The 23,223-nt window shown below is 47.4% G+C and carries 15 protein-coding genes and 1 tRNA gene; 2 read left to right on the plus strand and 14 right to left on the minus strand.

Annotation, left to right across the window (positions count from 1 at the left end):
- Positions 1-90: 90 nt before the first annotated feature.
- Entirely contained in the window at positions 91-2,457 is a 2,367-nt protein-coding gene (locus OM416_RS13895; protein ID WP_264930123.1) for an endonuclease MutS2, read from the minus strand.
- A 187-nt stretch (positions 2,458-2,644) separates the two neighbouring features.
- On the opposite strand from OM416_RS13895, the gene OM416_RS13900 reads away from it, so the two are divergent.
- Both OM416_RS13900 and OM416_RS13905 read left to right on the plus strand, forming a co-directional pair.
- Positions 2,645-3,004 carry a phage holin family protein gene (locus tag OM416_RS13900; RefSeq protein ID WP_036610114.1) on the plus strand — a complete coding sequence of 120 codons (360 nt, stop codon included), beginning with the start codon at positions 2,645-2,647 and terminating at the stop codon, positions 3,002-3,004.
- A 221-nt stretch (positions 3,005-3,225) separates the two neighbouring features.
- Positions 3,226-3,612, plus strand: a complete 387-nt coding sequence (locus OM416_RS13905; protein WP_062833443.1) for a cytochrome C oxidase subunit II — start codon at positions 3,226-3,228, stop codon at positions 3,610-3,612.
- A 104-nt stretch (positions 3,613-3,716) separates the two neighbouring features.
- Here the strand turns inward: OM416_RS13905 and OM416_RS13910 are convergent, their stop codons facing one another.
- The 13 genes from OM416_RS13910 to OM416_RS13970 all read right to left on the minus strand — a co-directional run bounded on the left by OM416_RS13910 (position 3,717) and on the right by OM416_RS13970 (position 23,128).
- Positions 3,717-6,458: a cell division protein ZapA gene (locus OM416_RS13910; RefSeq protein WP_264930129.1), complete on the minus strand. Its 2,742-nt coding sequence runs from the start codon at positions 6,456-6,458 to the stop codon at positions 3,717-3,719.
- Positions 6,459-6,596: 138 nt separating this feature from the next.
- Complete coding sequence (pheT, locus tag OM416_RS13915; RefSeq protein WP_264930132.1) at positions 6,597-9,050, minus strand: phenylalanine--tRNA ligase subunit beta; 2,454 nt, start codon at positions 9,048-9,050, stop codon at positions 6,597-6,599.
- An 89-nt stretch (positions 9,051-9,139) separates the two neighbouring features.
- Positions 9,140-10,174: a phenylalanine--tRNA ligase subunit alpha gene (gene pheS, locus OM416_RS13920; protein WP_264930133.1), complete on the minus strand. Its 1,035-nt coding sequence runs from the start codon at positions 10,172-10,174 to the stop codon at positions 9,140-9,142.
- 414 nt (positions 10,175-10,588) lie between these two features.
- Positions 10,589-12,481: a ribosomal protection-like ABC-F family protein gene (gene abc-f, locus OM416_RS13925; protein WP_264930134.1), complete on the minus strand. Its 1,893-nt coding sequence runs from the start codon at positions 12,479-12,481 to the stop codon at positions 10,589-10,591.
- A 452-nt stretch (positions 12,482-12,933) separates the two neighbouring features.
- A tRNA-Gly gene (locus OM416_RS13930) sits at positions 12,934-13,004 on the minus strand.
- Between the two features lie 162 nt (positions 13,005-13,166).
- Positions 13,167-15,293, minus strand: a complete 2,127-nt coding sequence (locus OM416_RS13935; RefSeq protein WP_264930135.1) for an EAL domain-containing protein — start codon at positions 15,291-15,293, stop codon at positions 13,167-13,169.
- Between the two features lie 411 nt (positions 15,294-15,704).
- Positions 15,705-16,661 (minus strand): aldolase catalytic domain-containing protein, encoded by a 957-nt coding sequence (locus OM416_RS13940; RefSeq protein WP_264930136.1) that lies wholly within the window; start codon positions 16,659-16,661, stop codon positions 15,705-15,707.
- 83 nt (positions 16,662-16,744) lie between these two features.
- Complete coding sequence (locus tag OM416_RS13945) at positions 16,745-18,058, minus strand: hypothetical protein (RefSeq protein ID WP_264930138.1); 1,314 nt, start codon at positions 18,056-18,058, stop codon at positions 16,745-16,747.
- The gene (locus OM416_RS13950) at positions 18,055-19,170 is read right to left on the minus strand and encodes a DUF58 domain-containing protein (RefSeq protein ID WP_264930139.1); all 1,116 of its coding nucleotides are present in this window, start codon (positions 19,168-19,170) and stop codon (positions 18,055-18,057) included. Before OM416_RS13950 ends, OM416_RS13945 begins: the two co-directional genes overlap by 4 nt.
- Before the next feature lie 4 nt (positions 19,171-19,174).
- The gene (locus tag OM416_RS13955; protein ID WP_264930140.1) at positions 19,175-20,140 is read right to left on the minus strand and encodes an AAA family ATPase; all 966 of its coding nucleotides are present in this window, start codon (positions 20,138-20,140) and stop codon (positions 19,175-19,177) included.
- 121 nt (positions 20,141-20,261) lie between these two features.
- Positions 20,262-21,368, minus strand: coding sequence for a PAS domain-containing sensor histidine kinase (locus tag OM416_RS13960; protein WP_264930141.1), 1,107 nt, complete (start codon positions 21,366-21,368; stop codon positions 20,262-20,264).
- A gap of 447 nt (positions 21,369-21,815) precedes the next feature.
- On the minus strand, positions 21,816-22,232 hold the full coding sequence (locus OM416_RS13965; protein WP_017689649.1) for a hypothetical protein: 417 nt from the start codon (positions 22,230-22,232) through the stop codon (positions 21,816-21,818).
- Positions 22,233-22,588: 356 nt separating this feature from the next.
- On the minus strand, positions 22,589-23,128 hold the full coding sequence (locus OM416_RS13970; RefSeq protein WP_036610146.1) for a peroxiredoxin: 540 nt from the start codon (positions 23,126-23,128) through the stop codon (positions 22,589-22,591).
- Positions 23,129-23,223: the final 95 nt, after the last annotated feature.

Below are 23,223 nucleotides of genomic sequence, written 5' to 3' on the forward strand. Positions count from 1 at the left end.
GGTCAATGCTTTCTTTCACGCACCGTTCCCCTCTCCCCATCTGCGACCTTCATGTATAAGGCCGCAGAATATCATTGATTCATGGTCCGGCTATTCCAATTCTGCGACGGTCACACCGTTTCCGCCTTCTCCGTAATTGCCCAGCCGGTAACTTTTAATATGTTTATGCTTACGCAGGTAATCCTGAATACCGGAACGCAAAATTCCTGTACCTTTACCGTGAATAATATAAACTTGGCCCAGGTTGGCGAGGAAAGCTTCATCAATGAAACGGTCTGTCTCCATCAGGGCTTCTTCCAGATTGGTACCACGCAGATCCAGTTCACTCTTCACGTTGTCATCACGCGTGCGCTTCATGCCAGTTACCGGTTTTTGCTTCGGTTTGGCCGAAGGAGCAGATTGCTGCAGTTCCAGGTCATCCAGGGATACTTTCATCTTCATAATTCCCAGTTGCACCATGGCGTCTTTGCTACCCGACATCTCCACAACATGGCCTTTTTGATTCAAACTGTAGACAAGCACTTCATCACCAGGACCGATGGCACGCGTCTTTGGTGCTGTTGCTGTCTTCTTGACGGTCTTCCGGCGTTTCTCCGGTTCAGCTTCATCCAGCTGTTTGCGGGCGGCAATAAGTTTGTGCTCCTTCACGGAAGCACCTTCTTCCATAGCCAGCAGACGAAGATCTGCGATAATCTTCTCCGCTTCGGCACGAGCCTTGTCCACAATATTACGTGCATCATCTTCTGCTTTTTCAATCCGACGATCACGCTGCTGTTCCAGCTTTTCCAGTTCCGTCTGATGACGACTGCGTAATTTCTCCATGTCCTGGCGCAAGCTCTCTGCCTTCTCACGCTCTTGTTCAGCCGTAAGACGGTTCTCTTCAAGAGAAGCAATCATGTGCTCGATCCTTTGATCTTCTTCCTTCACTTCGCCACGGGCGTAATCGAGAATGTAACCCGGGAGTCCCAGTCGCTCTGCAATGGCAAATGCATTACTTCGTCCAGGTACACCCACCAGAAGGCGATACGTTGGACTCAGTGTATTAATGTCAAATTCCATGCTGGCATTAATAACACCTTTACGCTCATATGCGTATGCTTTCAGTTCACTGTAGTGGGTGGTTGCTACCATGCGACATCCCGTCCGGTGCATATGCTCCAGCATGGAGATCGCCAGTGCGGACCCTTCAGCCGGGTCTGTTCCTGCTCCAAGTTCATCCAGCAATACCAGACTTTTTGGGGTCATGTTCTTCAGAATGCGAATGATGTTCGTCATATGGCTGGAGAAAGTACTCAGATTCTGCTCAATACTCTGCTCGTCCCCAATGTCTGCATAGATTGCATCAAATACACATAGCTGACTGCCATCTTCTGCCGGAACAAATAAACCGGACATTGCCATCAGGCTCAGCAAGCCAATCGTTTTGAGCGTTACCGTCTTACCACCCGTATTCGGACCTGTCACGATAATGGATGTGTAATCATTGCCCAGCTCAATGTCGATTGGAACCACGTTTTCGATCGGTATCAACGGATGACGGCCTTTTTTCAGTTTGAGGAATCCGCGGTCATTCATGCGTGGTAGCGTTGCTTTCAGTTCACGAGCCAGACGTGCTTTGGCAAAGATAAAATCTAGCGATCCCAGCAAGTCGACATCATACAGCAGCCATTCTCCCTGTTCACTGACAAGTGCCGTCAATTTCTGCAAAATAATTTCTATTTCGCGTTCTTCCCGAATCCGGGTCTCGCGCAATTTGTTGTTCATTGCAACGATAGATTCCGGCTCAATGAACAATGTCGCACCCGAACCGGATTGATCATGCACAATCCCACCGAAGTACGAACGATATTCGGCTTTCACGGGGATAACAAAACGGTCTCCCCTGATCGTGATCAGCTGATCCTGCAGCATCTTGGATACGGTAGAGGATCGAATCATGGAATCCAGCTTCTCACGAATCCGCGCTTCTCCGCCTCGCAGCTCACGACGAATCTGCGCAAGCGTAACGCTTGCACTGTCGGCAACTTCTGCATTGTCGTCGATACAGATTTTAATGGCATCCTCAAGCGTCTTTTGCTCTGACAGTTGATCACTGATATAGAACAAGGATTCGATGGGCTCATCTTCATGCAGAGTGGCAATCAGACGTTTCAATCGTCGTGCCGTAAAAGTCGTATTGGATATCCCCAAAAGCTCATGAGGGTTAAGCGTCCCTCCAATTTCAGCACGTTTGATGGAGGCCGTAATATCTACAATCCCCCCAAAAGACGGTGAGCCTTTCAACCGATCAAATGTAAAGGCTTCATCGGTTTGCTGAAGCAACCGGTTCACTTCTTCAAGTTCACTGATCGGTTCAAGTTGCTCCGCTTTCTTTTTACCCATCGTCGTCTGGGCATAGCTAAGCAATGTATTTAAAATTTTGCGATATTCCAGTGTGTGTAAAATTTTCGTGTCCAAGTGTACAACTCCTTCCAAACTATATCTGTATTATAACGAAAGAAACTTTCTTGCGCTATTTAACGAATCCTTCCACACATAACTTCAACCATAGCACCACAAACTACAGGTGTCAGGATTGTGCAACCTCTCCGAGCCTCTTGGAGTTGCCATGCTCAGTTCAATCCGAATAAAGGAGGTAAACACCATGAATTTTCTGGGACATGTCGTGCGATTTGTCATCGCCGCAATTGTATTAATGGTGGTCAGCTGGATCGTTCCCGGATTCGCCGTTGGTGGCTTCTGGAGCGCTCTGTTGCTTGCTCTTGTCATTGCTCTGCTTGGATGGATCGTTGAAGGTATCTTCGGCAAAAGGGTCAATCCGTTTGGTCGCGGTATTGTCGGATTCATCGTTAGCGCACTGGTGATTTGGCTGGGTCAATATGTTGTAGATCATGTTGAGGTCAGCCTGCTCGGCGCCATTCTCGCTGCGCTGGTTATCGGGATTATCGATCTCTTCATCCCGGTATCCACCCCTTTTGATGCCGGACGAAGCTCCAAAAGCTAATCTCAGCTTCTCCTTTTCATGACCATGGATGCTCCTAAACCTCTGAAGGCCTATGCCGGAAGAGGTTTATTTCATTTTGAAGTCGTAATGAACCTTCGCCCAAACGCGTACAATTTTCAACAAAACGACATACGCAGCGTGTACAGGCATCCATATATTGCGGTATGATGACTGAAGCAATCATTCACATTTTATCCATATCACGCTTAAGGAGGCACATGATGAAGAAGGGCATAGCATGGCTCGCTGCCTGTATGTTAATTCTGGTCCTCGCTGCATGCGGAGGAGCGAATCAGTCCGCAGACTCTGGCAGCAATGGGTCCGATGCTGGCGTTACAGCAAGCGAAGAACTGGTCATCAAGGCAAGCAACTACGAATTCGATCAACCCGAGTACCATCTTAAAAAAGGTGTCCCGGTTAACATTGTTTATGAAAATGTAAACGGAAATCATGGAATACTCGTGCCTGAGCTGAATCTTATGCTGGACACCAGAAACAGTTCCAAAGTGATTACCCCCGACAAAGTCGGTGAGTTTGAAATGTCCTGTTCGGTATTCTGTGGTTCGGGACACAGCAGCATGATCTCCAAAATTATCGTTGAAGAATAGTGTTCAAGACAAGGAGCCCCCGCAGCGACGGGAGCTCCTTCTTTAGTATAACAAATTGTACCAGAGTGCGTTGCCCACGAGCCAGTTCTGCTACAATCATTCCGCTAGGTCTGGTCCTGTTCAATCAATTCAATCCATTCGTTATATTCCGTCTGCAATTTCGTATATTCATCATGCAACTGACGATATTCCGTATTCAGCTGCTCTGCCTTTTCCTGCTCCATTTCGCGTTCAACCTGTAACAAACGTAATTGATTAGCTGCCAGTTCATAACGCTCGCCCATCTCAAGCAGTTCATTTTCCATGATCTGTTTCTCTTGAGTTGCTTCTGCCCGTAATTGATCCAGCTGCTGTCGTTCTTGCTCCAGTCCCTCCAGCAACTCGCTACTTGCCGCGCTTTCTCTCTTCCATACCGTCAGTTCATTCTCAAGCGCAGCCCAGCGTTCCTGCCAGGATTGTTCCTGAGCCGCCCATTCATCTGCACGGCGTTGCCACACCTGGTCGTTCTGCTCTGCTTGTGCAACGCTGGAGCGGAGTTCTTCTTCACGTCTCGTCAACTGCTCCAGACGGGATGACAACTCGGCCTGTCTGGCTGACAATTCTTCGTGTTTGATCTGCCACTCCAATGCTTCTTCCTCAGTCTGGGCTAACCGGCTCTCTTGCTCCGAGTAGCGCTCGGACAGTTTCGCTGAAGATTGTCTTGCTTCTTCAAGCGCTCTTACAATCTCTTGCTTCTCAGTACTCAATTCATCCAGCCTGGAACTGTAATTCTCTTCCCGTTGTAATGCATCACTGTAGTCGTTACGGATTTGTTTATAATTATCCTGAAGTCGGTTCAACTCTTCCCGAACAACATTTAGCTCAACTTCAAGCTGTTGGCGTTTCTCTTCCAAAAGCTCTGCTTCCTTCTGATAATGCACAGCCTCTTCATGATTGAAACGAGACTCTTCCTTCACCACGGACAATTCATCATGAAGGGATTGCACACCAGACTCCATCGTTTCATTTTGTTCAGCAACTTCGAGAATCTGATTCTCCAGGTCACCGATCTCAGCCAACCGTTGCTCTGCAAGGTCTTTCAAGGACTGCTCACGTTCCGTAAGCGTGCCAATCTCATTCTGCAATGTACGCACCGCAGCATGAGCCTGTTCTAGCACCTTATGCAACCTGCGCTGTTCCTCTTCCGACTTCACTTCAGCCTCACGAAGGTTTTGGGCTTCCTGTTCAAGCTGTGTATGTTGTTCCTGAAGTTTGCGCAACTGTGCTGTGAGAGAGGTTTCTCTATCCACAGTTTCGTTATACTTCTGCTTCCATTGTTCCTGTGCATCACGGGATTGCTGGGCAGCTTGCTCCGTCTCACGCAGAAGCTCCTGCAACTGGGAACGATCCTCTTTTAACTGTTCCAATTGCTGCTCCAGTTCCGTGATTCGGCGAGTCTGAACTTCCTGCTCCTGTTTACGGACCCCATGCTCATGACGCAATGTTTCCAATTGACCACGCTCGTGCTGAAGCTGCTGTTCTTGCTCTGCAACCACATCCTGTGCACTGATGAGCTGGGTCATCACTTCTTCCAATTGCTCTTCGACATCTAATATTCGAGTCTCCGCCTGTTTACGTTGTTCCTCAAGCTGCTGCTTGAGCTTGCCACGTTCTTCTTGCAGTAAGGCTTCTGCGGCGGATGCGGCTTCTGTTGCGCGAGATGCCGCTGCTTCCTTGGCTTGCTGCAATTGTTCCTCGAGGGCTGCCTCTTTCTCCATCCATTCGAGTTCCGACTGCTCGGATAACGCTTTGAACTCCGCATTCAATTGATTCACCTGAGTCAGGCGCTTCTGCTCCGCTTGCTCCTGCAAAGTAGCGCGCTCTTGATTCGATTGATCCGTCAGAGCCTGAGTCTGTTCCAGCGCTTTTTCTTCAGCCTGCTGGAGGCGAAGTTCCATCTGTTGCTGAAGTTCATTATATTGCAGTGCCGCTTCTTCCTGAGCTTTCTTCAAATTGCTCTCTGCCTGCTCCAACTCGGACAGAATGGTGGACTCGGCTTCTTCCTTGGCTGTCTGAACCTGCTGTGCAGCCTTGGCTTCAATTTGTTGACGTTCTGTAACGGCACGGCGTTCAGCTTCTTTTAATTGAGCTGCAGTCTTGTCCTGCAATTCCTTATATTGCGTTGCGGCTTTGGCCTGCGCCTGCTGCAGTTCGGATACAGAACGGTTCTGAGCTTCTTTTAGCTGTGAAGCGGCCTGTGCCTGTGCAGTTTTGAGCTGATTAGCCGCTTTTTCTTCCATTTCCTTCAGCTGTCTCGTTGCCTTGATTTCTGCTTCCTTGAGTTGTGCCGTTGCCTTGGCTTCTGCTTCCTTAAGTTGCGCAGTAGCTTGAGCCTGCAATTTCTGCACTCGCTCTGTTGCCTGGGTACGCTCCTGTTCAAGCAATGTATTTAACTTGGCCATTTCAGCTTGCTTGTCCTTTTCGGCCTTCTGCAGCGCCTGCTCTGCTTCAAGCTTCAGCTTCTGCAATTCAGCAAGAGACTGGTCACGCCGTTCCAATTCTTGTTGATGTTCATTTTGTATAGCGTTTAACCGATTCAATTCGTTTCTCAGTTCTGTACGTTCTCCAGTGAGCATCTTCAGTTCATTACGGATTTCCTGAGTCTGAAGAGACTGTTCAGCCATATGTACAGCCGCCAGTACCGCGATACGCGGAGTATCCAGACGGGAATTTTGCTTGGAGATCGCGCTCATACGCTCATCTACCAGGTTAGCTACTTGTTTCATATAGTCGGCACTGCTGCCAACCAGTTTATAGGAAGTCCCGTAGATATCTACGGTGACGCGTGTACGATCAGGTGTAGTCACAGTTGTGCCCTCCTTCAAGTCTGTATGTTGATTCTAAGCTGTAATCACAAAAAAGTCACATCGATCCTCTAATGCTAAGGATTCGATGTGACTTCAAACAATTCCTGCTAATCTTTGTTCAAAAAATCTTCTTTTGTCCTATTTGCGCAATTCCGCTCCGAATTGCTCTTCCAGACGAGCCACTACACGGGCATGAACTTCAGTAACTTCCTCATCGGTGAGTGTACGTTCACGATTCCGGTACACCAGTGCCATCGCCACGCTCTTCTTGTTTTCACCCAGTTTACTGCCAGTAAACACATCGAATACCTGTACGGTTTGCAGCAACTCACCCGCAGATTCACGAATGGCGCGCAGCATATCTCCAGCTTCAATATCCTCATTCACAACAACCGCGATATCACGTTCCATGGCCGGGAAACGTGGAAGCTCACGATAACGAATGTCAGCGTCTGCTTCATTGTAGATCGATTCAAGTGCAATCTCTGCGATGTACACATCATTCAGATCATACTGCTGTTGCAGTTCCGGATGCAATTGACCCAATGTACCGATCAATGTGCCTTCTCCGCCATCCTTCCCTTCCAGGTAAACCGATGCAGAACGTCCCGGATGGAAACCTTCAGGGCTGTTTGCTACCAAGCGAATGCGTTGTTCCAGACCTACATAGGCGAACAGATGCTCAAGCGCACCTTTCAGATCGAAGAAATCTACTTTCTCAGCTCCAACATTCCACTGCTGGCTTGCACGATTCCCGGTGAGCAGCAAGCCCAATACCGGAATCTCATGTGGTTGCTTGGTCAATTGATCTTCTTCAGTGAAGAATACATTGCCCACTTCAAATACAGCCAGTGAATCCTGTTTACGGTTCATGTTATACACTGCTGCATCCAGCATTTGCGGCAAAATACTCGTACGAAGCACACTGCGGTCCTCACTCATAGGCATCGCGAGCTTCACGGCTTTACTGCCTTGTGTTAGCGCCGGGAACAGAGTCGCTTTATCCGGGTGTACAAAGGAGTAACTGATCATTTCCTGCCAGCCACTGCCTGAGAGCAATCCACGAATGGTGCGACGCATCGCTTGAGAGCGTGTATACGCACCCGGAGTCGTCGGTCCTTCAATCCAAGTGGTTGGAATGTTGTCATATCCGTACAGACGTGCAATCTCTTCAAACAGGTCTACATCGAGCGTAATATCCCCTCTGCGTGTTGGTACTTCCACATCCAGCAATCCTTGATCAGCATCACCACATGCAAAGTGCAAGCGAGCGAAGATGGTTTTCACCTCAAGCAATGAGAGATCTGTTCCCAGATAACGATTCAGTCGATCCAGCGACAATTGAATTACACGTTTCTCCGCAGTTTCCGCTCCAGCTTCCACGATTCCCTGGTGCACTTCACCCTCAGCATAACGCTGAATCAGTTCAGCTGCACGATCCAAAGCCGTAATGACCGCACCCGGATCTACTTCCTTCTCAAAACGCATGCTTGCTTCGGAACGCAGCCCCAGTTGGCGCGACGTTTTCCGAACAGTTCCGCCATCGAACTTGGCGGACTCCAGCAACAGATTCACCGTGCCTTCCGATACCTCGGAATTCTCGCCACCCATAACTCCAGCGATGGCTACCGGTTTCACGCCATCCGTGATGAGCAACATGTGCGGCTCCAGCTTGCGCTCTTGGCCATCCAACGTAACAATCGTTTCGCCTTCGTTGGCCATCCGCACTTCAATATGACCTTTTTCCAGCTTATCCGCATCAAATGCATGCAGCGGTTGACCGTATTCCAGCATGACATAGTTCGTGATATCAACGATGTTATTGATTGGGCGAACACCTGCCGCCATGAGACGGTTTTGCATCCATAGCGGGGAAGCACCCAGTTTAATGCCAGTTACATAACGAGCTGCATAGTGAATGCATTGCTCCTGTGCCTTGATCTCTACCGAGATATGATTCGCGGCTGCATTACCAATTTCAACCAGTTGGTCTTTGGGACTTGGCAGCTTCACTTCACGACCCAGAATGGCACCCACTTCATAAGCTGCACCACGCATGCTGAGACAGTCGGAACGGTTCGGTGTCAGGTCCAGTTCAAGCACATGATCGTCGAGACCAAGAACCTGGCTGATTGGCGTGCCAACCTCCGTTTGTTCTGGCAGAACGAGGATACCTTCCTGCTGATCTTTCGGCAGCAATTTGTCGTTCATGCCCAGCTCTTTGGCGGAACAGATCATGCCAAGGGATACAACACCGCGCAGTTTGGCTTTTTTGATATCCAATCCACCAGGGAGCTTCGCTCCAACCAGGGCTACGACTACTTTTTGGCCTGCGTCCACATTTTTCGCGCCACACACGATTTGCAGATCTTCTTCCTGGCCAGCATCGATGACACATACATTCAATTTGTCGGCATCGGGGTGTTTCTCCTTGCTCTTCACATAACCCACAACAACTTTATTCACGCCCTTGTTGCGGTTCTCCACTACATCAATCTCAACTCCCGCACGGGTGATCTTCTCTGCCAATTCCTGTGGCGTCACACCTTCAAGGGAAATATAATCAGACAGCCAATCTGTCGATACTCTCATGGACGTTCACTTCCTTCATCTATAAATTGGTGTTCCCTGTTCATTCTTCATCCGCTTGCTCTATATGGTTAATCTTTCTTGTCTTAAAGTTACAGCCGTCCGAATTGCTTCAGGAAGGTCAGATCACTGTTGTAGAAGTGACGGATATCATCGACACCATACTTCAGCATCGCGATACGCTCTACGCCCATACCAAATGCGAAACCACTGTATTTCTCCGGATCATAGCCGCCCATTTCAAGCACTTTCGGGTGAACCATACCGCCGCCCAAAATTTCGAGCCAGCCTGTTTGCTTACATACCCGACAGCCGCTGCCGCCACATTGTACACACGTTACATCCACTTCCGCACTTGGCTCCGTGAACGGGAAGAAGCTTGGACGCAGACGAATTTCCGTATGGGAACCGAACATTTCGCGCACGAATTGCAGCAGGGTTCCTTTCAGATCGCTCATACGAATGTTTTCGCTGATGACCAATCCTTCAACCTGATTGAATTGGAAAGAGTGTGTCGCATCGTCGTCATCACGGCGGTATACTTTACCTGGGCAGATGACTTTGACAGGCACTTCGCCCTTCATGCTCTGCATGGTACGTACTTGAACCGGAGACGTATGGGTACGCATCAACAAGTCTTCTGTAACATAGAAGGAATCCTGCATATCGCGCGCCGGGTGATTCTTCGGCAGATTCAATGCTTCAAAGTTGTAATAATCCATTTCGACTTCAGGACCTTCCGCTACGCGGTATCCCATACCGATGAAAATATCTTCGATCTCCTGTACCACTTTGGTAAGTGGATGCAGTCCGCCTTGACGTCCACGACGTCCTGGCAGGGTCACATCAATTTTCTCGGATTGTAGACGCTTCGCCGTCTCTTCCTTCTGGAACTGATTCTGCTTGCTGTCGATGACTTCCTCAATGGCAGCCCGAACATCATTGGCTACTTGACCAATAACTGGACGTTCCTCCGCACTAAGCGCACCCATACCGCGCAAAATTTCAGTCAATGCACCCTTTTTCCCCAAATACTTCACACGCAGATCACTGAGCGTCTGCGGATCATTCACACCAGACAACTGCTCCAGCGCTTCGATCTTTAATGCCTCTAAACGTTCTTTCATGTGTAATTGCCCCCTTTTTGTGGTGTTTTTGCAACAAAAAAAGGCCTTCTCTCCCCTGAAGGGACGAAAAGACCGTGGTACCACCCTTGTTAGACATCCCTTGCTGCACGGCCCCTTTGGCCTGCAACTCGTTCTGTCTCACTTTGTACGGAATAACGACCGTTAACCGTTTGCCCCTACTGTTGCCTCTGTGTCTGCACACAAACAGGTTCAGGGAACCGCTTCGGAGTGAATTTCGGCAGCCTTGTTCTACAGAAACGCTCTCAATCTACGGCGCTTCCTCCCTGTCCAGAGGCACTGCTTACTTATCTCCATCATCACGTTTGCTTTTAAGTTAAACCCATATCGATGTAATCATCGATGATCGTTCATAATTATATGCAAAATAGATCGAAATAGCAAGTCGTCCATCTTCTAATTTATGCTTGCTCCCTTATCTTTCAATTGTTTCAGGCGCTGCTGGATTTCGCGAATCTCCGTTGCCTCGACTGCTCGTTCACTCTCGTGTTCAGGCAGTGTCAGACTGTCTTTTCCAGCAGCGCTCACAGGAGACAGTAACTCGGATAAGCGCATCTGCAATCGCAACCGTTCGTCATCGGATTCCCGAGTCTCGAGCGCCAGCTCCCGAAGTTTAATGGACTCCTCCCAATCCGGCACACTTCCTTCAAACAGGGTTGCTGTGCCACCAGGTTCCAGATCGCACAAGCGATTCGCTAGTGACTTCGTTAGCATCCGGTCATGAGATACAAGCACCAAAGCACCTGAAGCCTGTTTCAATACATTCTCCATGACTTCCTGGGTATCGATGTCCAGATAGTTGGTCGGCTCATCCAGCACCAGCAGATTCGCTCCGCCAAAGTACAGTCTCAGAAATGCCACTCTGCACTTTTCTCCCATGCTCAAATCCCCAATGCGCTTGAACACATCATCCCTGGAAAACAGGAAACATCCCAGAATGGTACGTGCCGCACTTTGTGTCATGGACGGAAGGGTAAGCAAGCTGTCCAGCAGCGTCAGATTCTCGGGAAGTCCTTCCAGCTCCTGAGAAAAGTAACCGATTCTCAGCTGCGGATGCCGTGTGACCTTGCCTTGCGAAGGTTCCAGCTCACCAATCATCAGCTTCAACAGTGTCGTCTTGCCCGTTCCATTAGGGCCCCGTACGGCAAGACGATCTCCGCGTTCCACAGCGATTCGAAGGTCGCGAAGCAAGAGCTGGTTACCTGTATATGAAAAACTCACCTCTTCCAGCGCAAGCAGCTGGCGTGCAGCCAGTGTATTCATATGCAGTTCCATGTTTAACTTTGCAGCTTCACGAGGCTTATCCACCCGTTCCCGCTCCAAACGCTCCAGCTGTTTTTGTTTGGCATGGTAACGTGAAATATTCTTGTTAGCTTTGGCCTTGTAGAAGCTCTGGGTGATCTTCACCTCCACATCAGTCGCCGAATTATGCGCTTTATGGAACCATTCCTGATAATTTCGAATCGTTTCTTCCAGCGCCTTACGCTCCAATTCCTGCCTGCGGTAGATCGTTTCCTGTTCGCGTAATTCACGCTCTTTGTGGATCTTGTAGTCGGAGTATCCGCCCTTGTATTTGGTCAGGGCATCTGGACTGAACTCGATGACTCCTGTTGCTACCTGATCAATAAACGTACGATCGTGTGATACAAATAACAGCGTACCTTCGTATGAGGATAACCACTCTTCCAGCCAACGCATGCTTCCCTCATCCAGATGATTTGTCGGTTCATCCAGGATCAGGAATTTGGGTTTGCTGACAAGCAGGCCAGCCAAACGGGCCTTTGTTTTTTGTCCACCACTCAAGGAATGATAGGGTCTGTTCCAATGCTCTGCGGATAATCCAAGGCGTGTCAGCACCTTCTCTACTTCGGTCTCCCACATATAACCGTTCAGCTGTTCATATTGCTCCATGACTTGCGTATAGGCTGCAAGCAGCTCTTCATCCGCTTCAGTGCTGATGCTCAGACGTTGTTCCAGTTCTTCCAATTTCCATTTCACTTCATAGATCTGACCGCTCTCACACCGGACCGCATCCAGTACATTCATGCCATCCTCAATCTCCGAGCGCTGGCGCATGAATCCCCATTCCTGCTGCGGGATATGACGTTCAATTCTTCCACCACCATGCTCTTCACCCAAAATGATGCGTAACAACGTTGTCTTGCCGCATCCGTTGCGACCTAGAATGGCGAGTCTCTCGCCCTCATTAATCTCCAAATTTAATCCTGTAAACAATTCAATACCGTTCCACTCTTTTGATACTTCATGTAAGCGTACCAATGTCATCATGAGGCCTCATCCTTCCTGCATCCTTTTTGTTGAACAAAAAAAACCGCTGGCATCAGCCGGCGGTTTGGCAATTCAGGGTTGGATCAAGCATTCAAAGACAGATCTAAGGTAAGCTACGGCATGAACAAAGAAACCCCAAATACAGGGTACACGTAAACCTCAAAAGGCTTACTTGCTCCATACCTTTTCCCATAGCTGAATTTGGACACACGAATCCCCTCATTGCTCAGCCGCTCTGGCTGACTGCGTCATAAAACCGTCTGCAGTTAACTGGGGTTCAATTCATGTGTTTTACTTCATGGGACGTATGGTTACCTCTCATTCATGTGTAGTATCAATTTCTCCGTTATTGTACCAGATCATTGTTAAAAAGCAAAGGTTACCCTCATATTTCTTTTAGGGCAAAAGAAAAAAGCCCCTGCATCGCAAGGGCTCTGGGTACTGCTTCGTTAAGCGGGTGATGGGAATCGAACCCACGCTATTAGCTTGGAAGGCTAAAGTTCTACCATTGAACTACACCCGCATGATTGATGATTCATAATTAAGTTCCGTTCGGAAGTTAACAGTGATTTTACAAAGAATAATATATCATGATCTTCAATAGCATGCAAGTCATATTTACCATTTTTTTCATTACGCATCCATCTATAAAAAAGCAGGAGCACTCACGCGCCCCTGCTGTTCCCTATCCTGTGGGTTTATCCACATCTCTCAAAAATTGCTTTTCAAAATCAGCGGCTTCAATTGGTTTACTGAAGAAATACCCTTGAGCCTCGTGACAATGCTGATTGCGAAGAAAGACCATCTGATCTTCGTTCTCCACGCCCTCAGCCGTGACTTTCAGATGTAAATGATGCGCCATTGAAGTGATGGTGGAGACGATCGCAGCATTATTGCTGTCCTCCATGACTTCATTAACGAATGAACGGTCAATCTTGAGCCGATCAATTGGCAGATCCTTCAGATAATGCAACGAGCTGTATCCCGTTCCAAAATCATCAATACTGATATGCACACCAATTTCTTTGATTTTACGTAACTGCTCGAATGCCCGGTCTTTATCAAATGTCATACTCTCTGTAATCTCCAGTTCAAGCCATACTGGCTCAAGCCCAGTCTCCTTGAGAATGCCATTAATATTATCCAATAGATGCGAATGCCTGAACTGTCTCATGGACAGATTCACCGAAACACACAGTTTACGATAACCGGCTTCCTGCCACTGCTTATTCTGTGCACATGCTTCACGAAGCACCCATTCGCCAAGCGGTACAATCAATCCACTCTCTTCTGCCAGAGGAATAAATTCCGCCGGAGATACCGAACCTCGCTGCGGATGCTGCCAACGCACCAATGCTTCCATGCCGACGATTAGCCCACTTTGCAGATTAACCTGCGGCTGATAAACCAGGTAGAACTGACCTCGATCCAAAGCCTTACGCAGATCATTCTCAAGCTGCAAACGTTCCTGTGCTTTCATCTGCATCGCATGAGCATAACGGTTCAATTCCATGCCCTGTTCTTTGGCATTGTGCAGAGCCGTATCTGCATTCTGAATAATCTCCTGCGGTGACTCCCCATCATGCGGGAAAATGGCCATCCCGATTCCAAGTGTAAGATGATACTCATTACCATCAACCAGGACTGGCTTCTCGAAGAGTTGCAAAATGGATCTTGTTCTCCGCAACGCTGTATCGGTTGTGCTGAAATCTGTCATCGTCAATGCAAACTCATCTCTTCCCAGGCCGAATACTTCTTCTCCTGGAAGTGACGAATGTTTCAGACGTTGACCTACTTGGCGCAGAACCCGGTTAGCTGCTTGCTGTCCAAGCGAATCATTAATGGTCTTGAACCGATTAATATTCAGGACGAGCACCCCGACAAGCTGTTCCTCCACCACGGCATCATCCATCATCATTTTCAACCGCTGCGAAAGGCGACGACGGTTTGGAAGCCCCGTCACATCCTCATGATGGGCAATATAATTCATCTTGGCTTCAGCAACCTGCTGTTGCAGGAACGGCGTATCCACAACGGACGTGTACAACCCTTTTTGGATGAAAAAATATGCCATACAGTTACTCAGCAATCCAAACAGAAGATTGAGATCGTTCACCCCTGTAGCCGAAACAAAATAACATTCCCCAAAGAAGAAACACAGAATACCGCATAGAATGGACGGCAAGTCACCATCCTTGGTTTTTTTCCATTGTACAAACAAAATTACGGCAATAATGCCATACAACAATCCGACCATAAAATGAACCCGGGTGAAAATCCCACCAAGCACTTCATCCTCAAGCATATTCGGCAATATGCTCCATTCCTGAATAGCCAATGTGTATAAAATAACAAAGGTACCCAATGTCCCACTGAACAGTAAGAATTTGCGCGGTAACGCAATTTCCTTCTCATTTATGGTATACACGAGCAGTAAACCTACTGAACATACCATAGATCCCATGGTTGACATCATCAAGGAGAATTCCGATTCCATCATCGCTCCGTTCGGAATCTCTTCTGCAAATGAAACGATATGAACCAGTTCAAACAGACCAATCAATAAAAAGAGTGTTGTCAATAACACCCTCCGAAGGGTCAGCTTCTGTGTCCGAAACAACCAGCTTTGATTATAAATGCCGATACAAGCCGCCGCCGCAGCGAATCCACCCAAGAGTGTCAAAACAGGGTAACCCGATATGATCAGATCAGAGCTTGAAGAAGAACGAAACCATTGACTTGCGAGGAAACACAATAAGCCGCATACAGCGACCCAACCTATTTTTCTCTGATCTTGCAGATTAACCTTCATGCCGTGTTTTCCTTCCCGGGATCACCTATCCTGAATTACATTAACCAAACTTTCCAAGCTTGCTTACACAATTCGACAAAAAACATATTTACCAACGTTCAATTCACATGCAGGCACATGCTATCTGGTACATAATAACATTTAATTCTGTGTACGTGAACTAAAAAATAGTTACTCCTAGGAATATTTATTCATAAATATGGAGAAAAACAAGGCATTAAGAACTAAAAAAAACATGGATCTCCAGGTGGAGTCCATGTTTTCCTAGTTTACAACTGTATTTCAGACTATATTATCATCATTTTGCATAATTCGATTTAGTTCGCTTACAGGTACAAAATCTAGATGAATACGATCATTCCGTCTAGATTTTGCTAATTGGAAGACGCTCTAAGGATGCATGCCAAATGATTACTTGTCGAAATTCACTTCTGGTGTTGTTAGTTTATCATAGAAATCAACAACCTTGTTCTTGTCTTCCGATGAACGAAGCGCCATCGCCGAACGTGGATGCTCGTCCAATGCACCTGTGATCATGTAAGGCAGAATGTAGCCCCATTCTTCTTTTTCTCTAAGAGGTACCATCAGCTGTTCCAGTACACCGAGTACTGGGCGCAGATTGTATTTCGTACCTTTCAGATGAGCTACGAGCAATTCGGTTGGGCAGTTACCTGCCGCACGTCCCATACCATATACAGAAGCATCAAGCAGCTCAACTCCCAGTTCCGCCGCAACCAATGTGTTGGAGAACGCGAGCTGCATATTGTTATGAGTGTGAACGCCAAGACGCTTGTTAGGCAAGTGAGTCTTGAATTTCTCTACCAGGTATTTCACATCATTATGATCCAGGCTACCGTAGGAATCTACAATGTAAACCACATCTACGGAGCTTTCTTTGATCAATTCAAATGCTTCCAGCAACTCATTCTCCATAACATTGGAGAGCGCCATAATATTCAGTGTTGTTTCATATCCACGATCATGGAATGTTTGAACCAGTGCAAGTGCCTTGTCTACATCTTTGCTGTAGCAGGCAACCCGGATCAGATCCAGCATGCTCTCACTGCGAGGCAAGATGTCGTTCTCATCCACACGTCCAACGTCAACCAGTGCAGACAGTTTGGTATTTCCTTTTTGAGGAATAACTTTACGCAAGAAATCATCATTCAGGAAACGCCAAGGTCCTGCTTCCTCCGCACCTTTCAGCAACTTCGGAGAGTTCTTATATCCAATTTCCATATAATCAACGCCAGCTTCATTCAATCCAGCATACAGCTGTTGAACAAAGTCCACGCTAAAGTCCCAATTATTCACCAATCCGCCATCACGGATCGTACAATCTACAATTTTGCAATGATTTGTCTTCATTAATGTCTGCTCCTTTTCTGACCAACTTGTGTATTCCTCTCATGATACTTGAACGTGACAAGAAAAGTAAAGGGATTCCGGACTTATTTACTTCGATAAGATTTCCAGATTCGGTCAATCTCAACCATATCGGAACGATCCGGAACTTTTCCTCCATAACGCACGCTGTTATACGTATCTGGCAGTCTCGCAGACAGCTCATCTTCCTCTTGCTTCACACCATTTTGAATAATGGTCTGGGCAGCCTCCAGCGGAGTGTGCGTCCCCTGTATTCCCACTCCTCGATGAGCAGCCTTGTCAATCCAAGTCCGATAATAATATCGGACACGTTCAGCATCCTGCACAGGTGACACTTCTTTCTTCCGAAACCAAGTCTTTCGAACTTTCTCCGGCGCCTCAAGCGTCTCACTGACATCCATATACTCCGTCCGTGGTTCTGCTTTCTTTACACCTGGTTGTAACATCCCCTTGAATCGTTCCAAAAATCTGTTTATCGTTTTTTGTCCGAACCTCAGAAGCAGCCACAGGATTGCTCCCGCTAAAGCAGACATCACTACCCATCCAAGAATGTTCCATAAGATTGAGGGCTCGGAGGGCGGTTCTCTCCACTCCCTCGGTATATTTATCGGCTGATTAGGGGCGTCCATTGGTAGTCGTGGCTCTTCGCCGGAAATCGGGCCAAACCATCCCCTGATCCATGCAAGCAAGCGGTCACGTAGCGGCTTCAACAACGCAGCCAAACTTGGGAAAGCACCGATCGCGACGATGACAATAAACATCCACATGAACCGCTGATGATTTGCACGCGCAAAATCGCGCAATACTAATTTTCGCTTGCCATCATTGAGTATTGCCCGGTCCAGTTGTAATATATATCGTCCAACCAGCCAGAAGGCAAAGCTGATTACTCCTGCAATATAGATCCACATGGTGTAGGCTTGTATCGGCTGCATAAACTCCAAGCGGTTTGAAGCAACCGTAAGCACAATCGCACTGATTACCCCCAAAATCTGCAAACGCCATAACAAAACAGAATGAAAGGCTGGCTCGAAGGTCAGACCTGCATAAGTGGAGATGACTCCACACAATACCAATGTAATGATATTCGGCAACGGGAGAATGAGGCTCATTCCAACAACGAGTCCGAAGAGAAGCCCTATGACGAGTGCCGTTACTCCACGAATGAATGTACTTTTCTCGCTAAATCCCGGGATTTTATACTGAATGAATTGTCCCAACCAACCCGCGAGAACAACCAGGATGAATAATGTGTACGGCAAATGTTCCATGGCGTAGAATGAAGCAAGCGTAAATATCGGAAAAAGGTATATGGCCGCCATCAAGACGGCAAGCATCGCTATGAGTCCCTTAGTCGTCGCTACCTGTCTGTCCCTCATGCACTCACCGCCTTCGTAGCACCCTTCACGTCTTCTACCGGGAGAACCGTCACGCAATGTCCTTGTTCGTGCAGACGCGCAATCTCGTGTTCCATAGCGGCAGATACATAGGATGTAATCAGCAGATAGCTGCGGATTTGCTGTGCTTCTTCATTCAGACGTACTTCATCATTCAGGAATTGCTCCATGGGCACCATGCATTTCAACTCGGTCTCAGCCATAGCTTCCAGTACCCTTTCCAGATGAGGTGTTCCATAATCCGGCTCAATCCGAACTGCATCGCGACCTCCACCCACATGATAACCATTATGGGCGAAGCCTGCCGGCAACCCTCTACTTATGGCATCCACTGCAGCCGTGGCAGCGTAACGAAGTGCCCGTTCAATCTTTTCTGGTCGAGTAACTACACTCCACATATCTGCTGACTCCTGAATGTTAACTACAATCCATGATTGTGGATCTGCTGTCCACCCCTGCTTGTAGACTTGTAATTCACCCGTACGTGCGCTCGCTTTCCAGTGAATACGATTCATCGGGTCGCCTGCACCATAAGGCCGAACACCAAGAATCAAGAACGGATCTTCGACGATCCATCGCGATACTTCTACTTCCCCCTGCCACACTTGATAAATGGCAGGAAGATCCTCTGCATTCACTAGTGATGGATATACGACCATGGACATATGCAACGGAATCGGTTTGGTGGAACGCCACACGCCAAAGAGGTCCCCACCTGTCATGCTTGCTGTATTGAGTGGATAGATGCCACGCTGGGTACATGAGAACGGATGCTTGCGCGTAATACGCGTAAACGGTTTTAGTGTGAAAATGCTCTTATGGTTCTGATAGATTTCGCCTTGGCTAATATCCATACCTGAACCGGAACGAAATACAAACGACACAGGCATCATCGCTTCAAGTCTGAGCCACGGAACGGAGACTCGTTTTTCATTCGATATCGTCTCCACCATCTCAAGTTCATCTCCAGCATAACAACGCAGCTTGCTGAATTGTCTGCTGTACTTGAGCTTTCGCAGTGCAGGTCGTCCGAACCATACACCGTGTATGCCAACGACAATGCCTCCTACAAGGACAAGCCATAATAATGCCATAAGACTAACGCCCGCTTGTAGCGAGGTTCTCCGTTGGCACTTCTGTCTGATTCAGAAGTTCCTGGATGATACGCTCTGCCAAGCCTTCTTGTTGTCTGATCCGGTTACGGAATACAAGTCGGTGGGCCAGCACGGGTTCCGCCAGAACTTTAATATCATCCGGCAAAACAAAGTCTCTGCCATGCAGTGCAGCCCAGGCCTGACTTGCCTTGAGTAATGCCTGAGCCCCTCGTGGACTTACGCCAAGCGAGAGCTCGGGATGTTGCCTTGTCGCTTCGGTTAACTGAGTGATATATCGTAGCAAATCTTCGTTGATTTGCACTGTTTTATACGTATCCTGGGCCTTCAAAAGTTCTTCACGACTAATCACTGCCGACAAGTCGTCAACAGAGCGACTGGCTACCGTACGTCTCAAAATTTCTATACTCTCTTCACTGCTCGGATAACCCATGCGAATTTTCATCATAAAACGATCCATCTGCGCTTCAGGTAACGGAAAAGTTCCCTGGTTATCTATGGGGTTCTGGGTAGCAATAACGATAAATGGCCGCTCCAGCTGTCTCGTTGAACCATCGATACTGATCTGGTGCTCTTCCATGCACTCCAGCAAGCTTGATTGCGTACGCGGTGTAGCACGGTTAATCTCATCCGCTAGCACAAGATTGGCGAACAAGGGGCCGGGTCTGAATTCAAAATCCCCTTCTTTTTGATTAAAGAAATGAATACCTGTCAAGTCAGATGGCAGCAAGTCCGGTGTAAACTGTATGCGCTGGAATGTGCAGTCCAATGAGGAGGCTACCGATTTGGCGAGCATCGTTTTCCCGGTACCCGGTACATCCTCCAGCAGCACATGCCCTGACGCTATGATCGCTGTCATCACCAGCTCTATGGTATGCTCTTTGCCCACAATCACTTTTCCCACGTGATCCATCAATTGTTGATTCATTCGTTCCATCCCTTGGATATCCATCGTATCTCATCCTTCCGTTAATGGAGCTTATGTATTCGCATTCATTACTAACTATAACCCTTTTTGGCAACAAAAAACAAAGAAGTCGGCTATTTGCCGACTCCTTTACGCCCCACTCTTCTCAATATACCAAGGGTAACATAATCATAAACCGCGTGCCTTCGCCTTTTTTGCTATCTACCGAGATGGTACCTCCGTGGTTCTTAATGATCCGGTAACTCACCGAGAGTCCCAGACCCGTTCCGCTCTCCTTCGTCGTGAAGAATGGATCAAACAGACGAACAAGTGTGTTATGGTCCATTCCCTGACCGTTATCGGCGATGGAGATCTGCACGAACTTGTTTTCCGTAGCGGTAGATATTCGAATCAGGCCGGTGTGTTCTTCGCCGACTTCCTCAATGGCATCCATTGCATTTTTCACCATATTCAAAATAACCTGCTTAATCTGTTTGACATCAATGGACACATTCAGCGGGGCATCCCCTTCATCCAACGTGATCTCGCATCCCTTCATCAAACCTTCGCTCTCTGTCAGCAAGACCACCTCTTTGAGCAAAGAGTCGACAGACATCACGGTCTTCTGAGGGGCTGACGGTTTGGAAGAATTCAAGAATTCGTAGATGATGTCGTTCGCCCGATCAATCTCCGTCAGTATGATGCGAGCGTACTCATCTTTGCCAAGCTGCAGCAGATGGGGCCGAAGCAACTGGATGAACCCGCGGATTGCGGTTAACGGATTACGAATTTCATGAGCAATAGATGCCGAAATGCGCCCCAGCATCGCAAGTTTGTCATTTTGATAAGCGGTCTGTTCAATCTGTTTATAATCAGATACATCCTTGACACTGAACAAGAAGTCTCCGTCCATCTGATCCCCGTACGTCACAGTAACCAGCCAATGCCTTCCGTATTCATCAATCAACTCATGATAGCGCTTACGATGGAAGATGGTTTCCCGATAAATGCGTAAAATTTTCTTTTTCTTGAATCGGCTCATCTGTGGATGATGCAGCATTTGCATCAGGGTGCAGCCGCTCAACAGACTTCTTGGAAGCTCCAACAATTTTGCCATCTGAACGTTAATAAACGTCAATACACCGTGGCTGTCAAACAACATAATACCGCTATCCAGATGTTCCAGTACATTCTCATACTTGTTGTTATCCAGATGTACGGGCGGGAATCCATCCGTTGATTGAGGCACTGTATCCTGAAATTCACTAATCATGTCAGGTTCCTCCTTTTCACGTAAATGATAAACTTGCCATTCGGACATCATATCATCACAGAAACAGGAAGGGCCGATTTTATTTTTCATTACCGGTGCCCTTTCGTTGGGGGGCTGAGCCGAAAATATGGATGGCATGTCCGGAACTCAAGCTGGTCTATTCCCGGTAACCAACAGTCGATCCGGAAAATCATATACGTTTGTCCCATTCTGACATTCTCCTATTCCCAAACACGAACATTTTTTGCTCCGCCTCTTTTGCAAGTCTGTTTTTATCATAGACAAGTTTATAGAAGAGAGTCAATCGGAGAAAGTGTCGAATGGAAATTATTTTAAAAAAAACCTCGAATTAGTTCCAGATCAATGCACAAAAACGAAGCCGTTTCGCCCAGGAGGCAAATCAGCTTCGTTTTTAATATCTTTACTTTATGATATATCCGAGAACATCTATAGTCCGGTCTTATTATGCTGAATTTTCAGTCTGCGCTGACTCATCACAGCTAATCGACGTTTAAGTTCGCTTTCCCACTTCTCGTCTTTTGTTTCTTTCGCGAGCCTGAGCAGATCCAGAGCCATATCAATCTGGCGCTGCACAATGACCATAGCATCCTCACTCTCACGGTTTACACAGTTTTCGAAAATCGCATCCTCATCTTCTGTTACATAATCTTGAAAATCGATCTCGGACGCACCGTCTCCATGCGCGTATTCTGCGAGAATTTCATATTCATTTTCCACTTTATAATGCACCTCAACCCGATGACACACCGGGCAAAACAGCAGGGGAACATTATGAACCTGGGTGCGGTAATGCTTCAGCGTGCCCTTCGTTCCAACCATACTTGCCCCACAACAGTAACTCATTTTTGTTCACCCTCCTTATTACGTGCCGGGACTTTTATGTTAAAATGCAATCCCGTACACTTCCAGCACTTCCGAAAAGGAATAGTTCCATCAGTGTATCACATTCATGTACAGATTATAAATGCAGAGCACCGGAATATTTACCGGGTTTCCATACCCTATTCGCCTTGAAGGCCATCAATTCCTCTTTCAACAGATAAAAAGAAGACTTTCTTCTAATACATCATTAACACGTTTAGCTGCTTGTTCAAACACTTTTGATTAACTTCGTGATAACTTCCGGCAAAAGGGTGCAAAAAGCCCTCAATCCCTAACGGGATGAGGGCTTGAACAAAAACCGTTCAAGTTAACTTGGCTTACAGGTTAGTGTCGCCTGGTTTCCAGTTCATTGCACACAATCCGCCGGATTGCAGTGCTTGCAGTACGCGAAGTGTTTCTTCAACACTACGGCCTACATCGTTGTGGTTAACCACTTGATATTTCAGTTCGCCTTCTGGATCGATGATGAACAGACCGCGCAATGCTACTCCTTCTTCTTCGATCAGAACGCCGTAGTCTTTAGCTACTTGCTTCGTGATGTCGGAAGCCAGTGGGAAGTTCAATTGACCCAGACCATTGCTGTCTACAGGTGTATTGATCCATGCTTTGTGGCTGTGTACGGAGTCTACGCTCACGCCAAGGATTTCAGTATCCAAAGCTTTGAATTGCTCGGAAGCAACGCTCAAAGCTGTAATTTCAGTTGGGCACACAAATGTGAAGTCCAAAGGATAAAAGAAGAATACGAGCCATTTGCCACGATAATCGGACAGTTTAACGGAACCAAAGTCTTGTCCGTCTCCCGATACTGTTTCCATTGCGAAATCCGGTGCTGGTCTACCTACCAAACGTTCTGCCATAACTAAAAATTCCTCCTTTGGGATTATGTAAGCATCCTTGCGGATTGCTCATCATCAAGAAAAACGCGTACGCTTTTCCTGTAATTAAAATGATT

This window comes from Paenibacillus sp. LS1, assembly GCF_026013365.1.
Taxonomy (GTDB): domain Bacteria; phylum Bacillota; class Bacilli; order Paenibacillales; family Paenibacillaceae; genus Paenibacillus.